Raw genomic sequence first — 8,504 nt, forward strand, 5'->3', positions numbered from 1 at the left:
GATGAAGCCCTCTTTTGCAAGGTATCGACATTGATGAGCGTCACGCTATAAGGTGCGGCGAACCGGCGACGGGAGTCCAGTCGCCCCATGCAGTCGACGAGGAGTGACGTGACAATTCGGAGACCCTCGCGTCGGGTGAGCACCCTGCTCGGCGGCGCCATGATCCTCACGATCGGCCTGACCGGTCAGCCGGCCCAGGCAGCGCCACAGCACCGCGCGCAGCCGCTCGCCGCCGCCTTCGACCGGGCCGCCGCCGGTTCCGACGTGCCGCGCGACCTGCTCGCCGCGCTCGGGTACGCCGAGACCCGCCTGGACGGCCACGGCGGCGAGCCCAGCGCCTCCGGCGGATACGGCGTGATGCACCTGACCAGCAACCCGAAGGTGCGGACCCTCGACGAGGCGGCCCGCCGGACCCGGCTGGACCGCGCCGAACTGCGCGCCCGGGACGCGGCGAACGTGGCCGGCGCGGCGGCGGTCCTGCGCTCGTACGCCGACGAGGCCGGGCTCACCGCGGCGCAGCGGGACGACGTCAACCAGTGGTACGGCCCGATCGCCCGCTACGGCGGCGCGACGGACCCGGCCACCGCCCGGCTGTACGCCGACTCCGTGTACGACCTGCTCGCCAGGGGCTTCATCGCGACCACCGCCACCGGCGAGGTCAGCGTGGCCGGCCGTCCGGTCGCACCCGAGCGGGGCCGGTACACCGACGTCGCGCCGCTGGGCAGCGGCGACTTCGGCACCCTGAGCACCGACTACGGCCCGGCGGCCTGGGTGCCGGCCAGCTCGTCCAACTACACGGCCTCCAGCCGTGAGTCGGCGTACCCGATCAACTACATCGTCATCCACACCATGCAGGGCAGCTACTCCGGCTCGATCAGCTGGTTCCAGAACCCCGCCGCCAGCGCCAGCGCGCACTACCTGCTCCGCTCCTCCGACGGTGCGGTGACGCAGATGGTCCGGGACAAGGACATCGCCTGGCACGCCGGCAACTGGACCTACAACACCCAGTCGATCGGCATCGAGCACGAGGGGTACGTCGACAACGCCTCCTGGTACACCGACGCGATGTACCGGTCGTCGGCGGCGTTGACCCGCTACCTGTGCGACAAGTACGGCATCCCCAAGACCCGCACCAACATCATCGGGCACAACCAGGTGCCGGGCGCCACGCACACCGATCCGGGGCCGAACTGGAACTGGACCTACTACATGCAGCTCGTCACCGGCGGCACCACGCCCCCGCCGACCGCCTGGTCGACCATCGTGGACAACACCACCGCCGGCCGGTTCACCGCGAGCGCCAACTGGAGCACCTCGACGTACTCGGCGCAGCGCTACGGCGCGGACTACCGGTACGCCAACCCGGTCGCGGCCAGCGACACCGCCTGGTACAAGGTGAACATCCCGGCGACAGCGACCTACCGGGTGGAGGTCTGGTACCCGGCCGTCGCCGGCTACAACACCTCCACGCCGTACATCGTGGCGACCACCAGCGGCAACCAGACGGTATCGGTGAACCAGACGGCGAACGGCGGCGCGTGGCGCTCGCTGGGCACCTTCACCCTGGCCGCCGGGGACGCCAACAAGGTGGGTGTCAGCCGGTGGACCGGCAGCACCGGGTACGTGATCGCCGACGCCATCCGCGTCACCCGCGTCTAGCGGTACGCCCGCCCCCGGCCCGGCGTCGTGCCGGGGCGCTCGGCCCGGTCAGCTCACGTTGGCCGGGCCGAGCACGCTCTTCAGGTCACCCATCAGCGCGGTGGTCGCCGCGACCCGGAACGGGCCGAGGCGCAGCGTGGTCACCTTGCCGCCGTTGAGCAGCTTGACGTGCACCTCGGTGTCGCCGGGGTGCAGCACCAGCGTCTCCTTGAGCCGTTCCACCAGCGGCGGCGTGCAGCGGTGCACCGGGATGGTGAGCGTGACCGGTTTGCTCCCCGGGGTGCTGCTGACATCCGGCATGGACATGTCCATCGCCATGATGCGCGGGGTGTCGTCGCGCCGGTCCACCCGGCCCTTGACCACCACGATGGCGTCCTCGGCGATGTACTGCCCGATCACCTCGTACGTGTTCGGGAAGAACAGCGTCTCCACGCCGCCGGCCAGGTCTTCCAGGGTGGCCGACGCCCAGGCCCGGCCCTGCTTGGTGACCCGGCGCTGCACGCCGGAGAGGATGCCGGCCAGCGTGACCACCGCGCCGTCGGGCACGGTGCCCTCCTCGGACAGCGCGGCGATGGTGGTGTCGGCGGCGGCGCCGAGCACGTGTTCCAGGCCGAACAGCGGGTGGTCGGAGACGTACAGGCCGAGCATCTCGCGCTCGAACGCGAGCTTGTCGCGCTTGTCCCACTCCCCCTCGCCGATGACCGGCATGACAGTGGTGGTGCCGCCGGTCTCCGCCTCGCCGAAGCCGGCTCCGAACAGGTCGTACTGGCCGACCGCCTCCTTGCGCTTGACGTCGGCGTACGCGTCGATGGCGTCGGCGTGCACGGCGAGCAGGCCCTTGCGCGGGTGGCCGAGCACGTCGAACGCCCCGGCCTTGATCAGCGATTCGATCGTCTTCTTGTTGCAGACCACGGCGTCGACCTTGGACAGGAAGTCGTAGAAGTCGGCGTAGTCGCCCTTCTCCTCGCGGCAGCGCATGATCGAGGCGACCACGTTCGCGCCGACGTTGCGCACCGCGCCGAGGCCGAAGCGGATCTCCTTGCCGACCGGGGTGAACGGCCCGGCCGAGGTGTTCACGTCCGGCGGGAGCACCTGGATGCGCATCCGGCGGCACTCGGAAAGGTAGAGCGCCATCTTGTCCTTGTCGTCACCGACGGAGGTGAGCAGGGCGGCCATGTACTCGGCCGGGTAGTGCGCCTTGAGGTACGCGGTCCAGTAGGAGACCAGGCCGTACGCGGCGGAGTGCGCCTTGTTGAACGCGTAGCCGGCGAACGGCACCAGCACGTCCCACACGGCCTGGATGGCCTCGTCGGAGTAGCCGCGCTCGCGGCAGCCGTCCCGGAACGGGATGAACTCCTTGTCCAGGATCTCCTTCTTCTTCTTGCCCATCGCCCGGCGCAGCAGGTCGGCCTGGCCGAGCGTGTAGCCGGCGAGGATCTGCGCGGCGCGCTGCACCTGCTCCTGGTAGACGATCAGGCCGTACGTGGGCGCGAGGATCTCCCGCAGCGGCTCCTCCAGCTCCGGGTGGATCGGGGTGATCTCCTGGAGGCCGTTCTTGCGCAGCGCGTAGTTGGTGTGCGAGTCCACGCCCATCGGACCGGGCCGGTAGAGCGCCAGGACGGCGGAGATGTCCTCGAAGTTGTCCGGCTTCATCAGCCGCAGCAGTGAGCGCATCGGCCCGCCGTCGAGCTGGAACACGCCGAGCGTGTCACCACGGGCCAGCAGCTCGTACGCCGCCTTGTCGTCAAGCGGCAGGCCGAGCAGGTCCAGCTCCCGGCCGTGGTTGAGCTGGATGTTCTTTACCGCGTCGTCGATGATCGTCAGGTTGCGCAGGCCGAGGAAGTCCATCTTCAGCAGTCCGAGCGACTCGCAGGTCGGGTAGTCGAACTGCGTGATGATGACGCCGTCGGAGTCGCGCCGCATGAGCGGGATGTGCTCGATGATCGGCTCGGCGGACATGATGACGCCGGCGGCGTGCACACCGGTCTGCCGGATCAGGCCCTCGATGCCCTTGGCGGTCTCGATGACCTTCTTGACGTCCGGGTCGGACTCGTAGAGGCCACGGATCTCGCCGGCCTCGGCGTAGCGCGGGTGCTTCGGGTCGAAGATGCCGGACAGCGGGATGTCCTTGCCCATCACCGCCGGGGGCATGGCCTTGGTGATCCGGTCGCCTACCGCGTACGGGAAGCCGAGCACCCGGGCCGAGTCCTTGATCGCGGCCTTCGCCTTGATCGTGCCGAACGTGGCGATCTGCGCGACCTTGTCCTCGCCCCACTTGTCGGTCACGTACTTGATGACCTCACCGCGCCGGCGCTCGTCGAAGTCGATGTCGACATCCGGCATGGAGACGCGCTCGGGGTTCAGGAACCGCTCGAAGATCAGGCCGTGCGGGATCGGGTCGAGGTCGGTGATGCCCAGCGCGTACGCCACGAGCGAGCCGGCCGCCGAGCCACGCCCCGGGCCGACCGCGATGCCCTGGCTCTTGGCCCACTGGATGAAGTCGGCGACCACGAGGAAGTACGACGGGAAGCCCATCTGGATGATGACGCCCAGCTCGTACTCGGCCTGGACGACGTGGCCCTCGGGGATGCCGTTCGGGAAGCGGCGCTTGAGCCCCGCGAAGGTCTCCTTGCGGAACCAGGACTCCTCGGTCTCGCCCTCGGGGATCGGGAACCGCGGCATCAGGTTGTGGAACGTGAACATGCCGGCCGGGTCGACCTTCTCGGCCACCAGCAGCGTGTTGCGGCAGCCCTGCTGCCACAGTTCGGAGGAGTCGACGGCGCGCATCTGGTCGGCGGACTTGACGAAGTAGCCGCCGCCCTCGAAGCGGAACCGGTTCGGGTCGGCCACGTTGCTGCCGGTCTGTACGCAGAGCAGCACGTCGTGCGCCTCGGCCTGCGCCTCGTGGGTGTAGTGCGAGTCGTTCGTGACCACCGGCGGGATGTCGAGCTTGCGGGCGATCTCGGTGAGCCCGTCGCGGACCCGGCGCTCGATGTCGAGGCCGTGATCCATGATCTCCAGGAAGTAGTTGTCCTTGCCGAAGATGTCCTGGTACGCGGCGGCGACCTTGAGCGCCTCGTCGAACTGGCCCAGCCGCAGCCGGGTCTGCACCGCGCCGGAGGGGCAGCCGGTGGTGGCCATGATGCCCTCGGCGTGCTCGGCGATCAGCTCCATGTCCATCCGGGGCCACTTCACGTAGTGGCCCTCCATGGAGGCGCGGGAGTTGAGCTTGAACAGGTTGTGCAGGCCGTCGCGGTTGGCCGCCCACATGGTCATGTGGGTGATCGCGCCGTTACCGGAGACGTCGTCGCTCTTCTGCTCGGGGCGCCCCCACTTGACCCGGGCCTTGTGGAAGCGCGACTCCGGCGCGACGTACGCCTCGACGCCGAGGATGGGCTTGACCCCGGCGTCCATGGCCTGCTTGTAGAAGTCGTTCGCGCCGTGCATGTTGCCGTGGTCGGTGATCGCCACCGCCGGCATGCCGAGCCGCGCCGCCTCGGCGAAGAGGTCCTTGAGCCGGGCCGCCCCGTCCAGCATCGAGTACTCGGTGTGTACGTGCAGATGCGCGAACGAATCGCCCATGCGTGGCGCCCCCCGGGTTGTGGATCAAGCTGCGTCGGAGTCGACCGACCCACCCTACCGAGGCGGCCCTGCGGGCTCCACCGCCCACACCGAGGGTGCTCCGTCTCTCTCCGACCGACAGGTGTGCGGCACGCGGCGTTCTGCTCTATTGCAATAGTGTGTGACACACACTATCGTGTTGAGCATGGTCAGCGACGAGGTCCTCCGGACCCACCTCCAGGAGCTACGGCGCGGCACGGTCGTGGTGGCCAGCCTGGTCGCCCTGCGCCGCCCCGACTACGGATACGCCCTGCTGCAACGGCTGGCCGCGCACGGCTTCGCGGTCGACGCCAACACGCTCTACCCGCTGCTGCGCCGCCTGGAGGACCAGGGCCTGCTCACCAGCGAGTGGAACACCGAGGAGAGCCGGCCGCGCAAGTTCTACCGGACCAGCGCCGACGGCGACGCCGTGCTGAACCTCCTGCTCGACGACATGACCGCGGTGCGGACGTCCGTCACCGAACTGATCGAAGGAGCGGAACGATGAGTTCCCTGACCGACCGTTACGTCGCCGCCACCATGCGGGCCGTGCCCGCGCAACGCCGCCTGGAGCTCGCCGAGGAGCTGCGCGGCTCCATCGCCGACATGATCGACGACCGGACCTCGGGCGGGCAGGACCACGCCTCCGCCGAGCGCGAGGTGCTCACCGAGCTGGGCCATCCGGAGAAGCTCGCGGCCCGCTACAGCGACCGCACCCTGCAACTCATCGGCCCGCGCTACTACCTGACGTGGTGGCGGCTGCTGCGGCTGCTGCTCACGTACATCCCGGCGATCGTCGGCGTGCTCGCCGGCCTCACCAAGGCGCTTGTCGACGGCGAGCCGGGCGCGGCGATCGGCACGGCGGTCGTGGCCGCGATGCAGACCGCGGTGCAGATCGCGTTCTGGGTCACGCTGGTGTTCGCCCTGCTGGAGCGCACCCGGACCCCGCTCGGGCTGCCCGAGTGGACCGTCGACCAGCTCCCCGAGGAGAGCCGGGAGCGGCAGATCAGCCACTCCGACAGCATCGCCTCGGTGGTGTTCCTGCTCGCCACCGTCGGTGGTCTGATCGGTCAGCACTTCCAGCGCTGGACCACCGACGGCGGCTCCCGGATGCCGGTGCTCGACCCGGCGCTCTGGAGCTTCTGGCTGCCGGCCCTGATCGTGGTGCTGCTGGCCACCGTCGGCCTGGAGATCGCCAAATACCGGTCCGGCCGGTGGACCTGGCCGCTGGTGGCGGTCAACGCGGTGCTCAACGTGGCCTTCGCCGCCCCGGTGCTCTGGCTGCTCGCCACCGACCGGCTGCTCAACCCGGAGCTGGTCGAGCGGTTCGCCTGGCTGCGCGACGGCGGCACCGTCGAGTTCGCCCGGGTGGCGGGCGCGGTGGTCGTGCTGGTCGCGATCTGGGATGTGATCGACAGCGCGATCAAGGCCGGACGCGCCACCCGCTGACGCCCGGCTACGGTCCCCGCGACCTCGCTCTCGCCCCGGTGCCGTCGGCGCCGGGGCGAGACGCCGTCGGCTGCCCGACTCAGCCGGGGCGGACCGGCCACCCGGGGCATAGCCTGAGGTCCGGACCACCGGCGAGCACTGGGACGCCCTGATGCCCCTCCCCGACGGCACGGACGAGCTGGCCCGGTCGGCGGCACTCGGCGACCGCACGGCCCTCGACGCCCTGCTGGCCGCCGTACGGCCAGAGGTGCTGCGGCAGTGCGCGCGGCTGCTGCCCCACCGGCAGGACGCCGAGGAGGCCTGCCAGGACGCCCTGCTCGCGCTCGCGCACGGGATCACCGGGTTCGAGGGGCGGTCGTCGTTCGACACCTGGCTCTACCGGATCACCGCCAACCGGGCCCGCTCCACCTACCGCACGCTGCGGCGACGGTGGCAGCGGGAGGCCGGCGGGGTCCCGCTGCCGGACCCGCCCGACCCCCGCCGGACGAGCGTGGTCGCCGGCACCCGGCTCGACCTGCTGGACGCGCTCGACGCGGTCCCGCCGGACCTCGCCGAGGCGGTGACCCTGCGCGACGTGCTCGGGCTGAGCTACCGGGAGATCGCCGGCCTGCTCGACGTGCCGGAGGGCACCGTCAAGTCCCGCATCCACGAGGCCCGGCGGCAACTGCGGCTACGGCTGTCCGATGCGTGAGCCGGCCCGCCGGCGGGGCGGCGTCGCGCTCGTCGTACTCGCCGCCCTCGCCGCGACGCCCGCCTGCGCCGGCCGCCCGGTCTCGCCACTTCCGGCACGGCCGGCGGTGACAAGCGCCGTCGCCGCCGCGCCACCCACCACCGCGAGGCCGCCCGGGCCCACCCCGGCACCGCCGGGGAGCACGCCGGCCCCGTCGAGCAGCAGACCGGCGGTCCCGCGTACGCGGCCACGACCACCGGCCGCGCCCCGGACCACAAAGCCCGCCCCGCCGGTACGCACCACCGCCCCGGCCGCGTGCTTCGGGCCGGTCCGCCACGACCTGATCCTGGCCGAGACCGAACTGGCGCTGGTGCGGTCGCTCTGCTTCGCCGCCGGTGGAATCCTGCGTATCCGGGGCATCGGCCCGGGTGAGGTGACGGTGGACCGCGAGGATCTAGCCTCGCAGAGCTACGAGGCCGGCGTGGTGGACATCCGGTTCGTGCGCACCGGCACCGTCGTCGTCACCATCCCGCAGGACGGGCGGGCGTACCCCATCACAGTGGTGGTGGTCTGACCGCGCCGCCTACCCGGCCCGTACCCCGGCGAGCACGCCGTCGACGAAGTCCGCGCCCGCGTCCGGCGGCGGGACGAGCTGGACGTAGAGCAGGCCGGCCCGGCCGGTCGCCGGCCCGGCCGCCTCGACGATCACCGGGCGGCCGGTGGGGCAGGTGTACGTGACGACGGTCCACTCGACGCCGCCCTGCCGGGTACGCCGCGGCGGTGCCGCGACGCAGTCGGCGTGCGGCCGTCCGGCGAGGAAGGCCGCCGGACCGGTCCGGCGAGCCGCACCGGTGGCGAGACCGACGAACGCGCCGGGCAGCATGGGGTCGGCCGCCCAGTTCCCCGGGTCCGGGGAGATCACCAGCGCCGGTTCGAGGCGGCCGTCGTCGCCGTACCGTCCGGCCCAGCCGGTTCCCTCGGCCCGCCAGCCCGCCGGCAGGAGCACGGTCAGCGGCCCGCTGCGGCCCACCGCACCGGCCGCAACGGGGTGGATCGCGTCCCCCGCGCCCGTGACGGCGACGGCGAGCGTCACCGCGACCGCGGCGACGGCCGGCACCGGGCGCGG

6 protein-coding genes and 1 pseudogene are annotated in these 8,504 nt (G+C 71.4%); 5 read left to right on the plus strand and 2 right to left on the minus strand.

The window, feature by feature from the left end:
• The first annotated feature begins 135 nt into the window (after positions 1-135).
• Positions 136-1,659, plus strand: a complete 1,524-nt coding sequence (locus AB0D28_RS16685) for an N-acetylmuramoyl-L-alanine amidase (protein WP_357386567.1) — start codon at positions 136-138, stop codon at positions 1,657-1,659.
• A gap of 48 nt (positions 1,660-1,707) precedes the next feature.
• Here AB0D28_RS16685 and dnaE read toward each other — a convergent pair whose 3' ends face one another.
• Positions 1,708-5,241 (minus strand): DNA polymerase III subunit alpha, encoded by a 3,534-nt coding sequence (dnaE, locus tag AB0D28_RS16690; RefSeq protein WP_357386569.1) that lies wholly within the window; start codon positions 5,239-5,241, stop codon positions 1,708-1,710.
• Positions 5,242-5,425: 184 nt separating this feature from the next.
• Here dnaE and AB0D28_RS16695 point away from each other — a divergent pair, with 184 nt between their 5' ends.
• The 4 genes from AB0D28_RS16695 to AB0D28_RS16710 all read left to right on the plus strand — a co-directional run bounded on the left by AB0D28_RS16695 (position 5,426) and on the right by AB0D28_RS16710 (position 7,952).
• Positions 5,426-5,767: a PadR family transcriptional regulator gene (locus AB0D28_RS16695; protein ID WP_357386571.1), complete on the plus strand. Its 342-nt coding sequence runs from the start codon at positions 5,426-5,428 to the stop codon at positions 5,765-5,767.
• A complete protein-coding gene (locus AB0D28_RS16700; protein WP_357386573.1) occupies positions 5,764-6,708 on the plus strand; it encodes a permease prefix domain 1-containing protein in 945 nt (314 codons plus the stop codon). The genes AB0D28_RS16695 and AB0D28_RS16700 overlap by 4 nt, the downstream gene beginning before the upstream one ends.
• A gap of 151 nt (positions 6,709-6,859) precedes the next feature.
• Positions 6,860-7,399, plus strand: a complete 540-nt coding sequence (locus AB0D28_RS16705) for an RNA polymerase sigma factor (RefSeq protein WP_357386575.1) — start codon at positions 6,860-6,862, stop codon at positions 7,397-7,399.
• Positions 7,392-7,952 (plus strand): hypothetical protein, encoded by a 561-nt coding sequence (locus AB0D28_RS16710; protein ID WP_357386577.1) that lies wholly within the window; start codon positions 7,392-7,394, stop codon positions 7,950-7,952. The genes AB0D28_RS16705 and AB0D28_RS16710 overlap by 8 nt, the downstream gene beginning before the upstream one ends.
• A 9-nt stretch (positions 7,953-7,961) precedes the next feature.
• On the opposite strand, the pseudogene AB0D28_RS16715 reads toward AB0D28_RS16710, so the two are convergent.
• Positions 7,962-8,504: pseudogene (locus AB0D28_RS16715) on the minus strand (serine/threonine protein kinase); the annotation flags it as partial.

It is taken from the genome of Micromonospora sp. NPDC048169, assembly GCF_040652815.1.
Classification (GTDB): Bacteria; Actinomycetota; Actinomycetes; order Mycobacteriales; family Micromonosporaceae; genus Micromonospora.

Coding starts and splice junctions, on each gene's coding strand:
- AB0D28_RS16700 (WP_357386573.1), top strand. CDS start 5,764: ATGAGTTCCCTGACCGACCGTTACGTCGCCGCCACCATGCGGGCCGTG.
- AB0D28_RS16695 (WP_357386571.1), top strand. CDS start 5,426: ATGGTCAGCGACGAGGTCCTCCGGACCCACCTCCAGGAGCTACGGCGC.
- dnaE (WP_357386569.1), bottom strand. CDS start 5,241: ATGGGCGATTCGTTCGCGCATCTGCACGTACACACCGAGTACTCGATG.
- AB0D28_RS16710 (WP_357386577.1), top strand. CDS start 7,392: ATGCGTGAGCCGGCCCGCCGGCGGGGCGGCGTCGCGCTCGTCGTACTC.
- AB0D28_RS16705 (WP_357386575.1), top strand. CDS start 6,860: ATGCCCCTCCCCGACGGCACGGACGAGCTGGCCCGGTCGGCGGCACTC.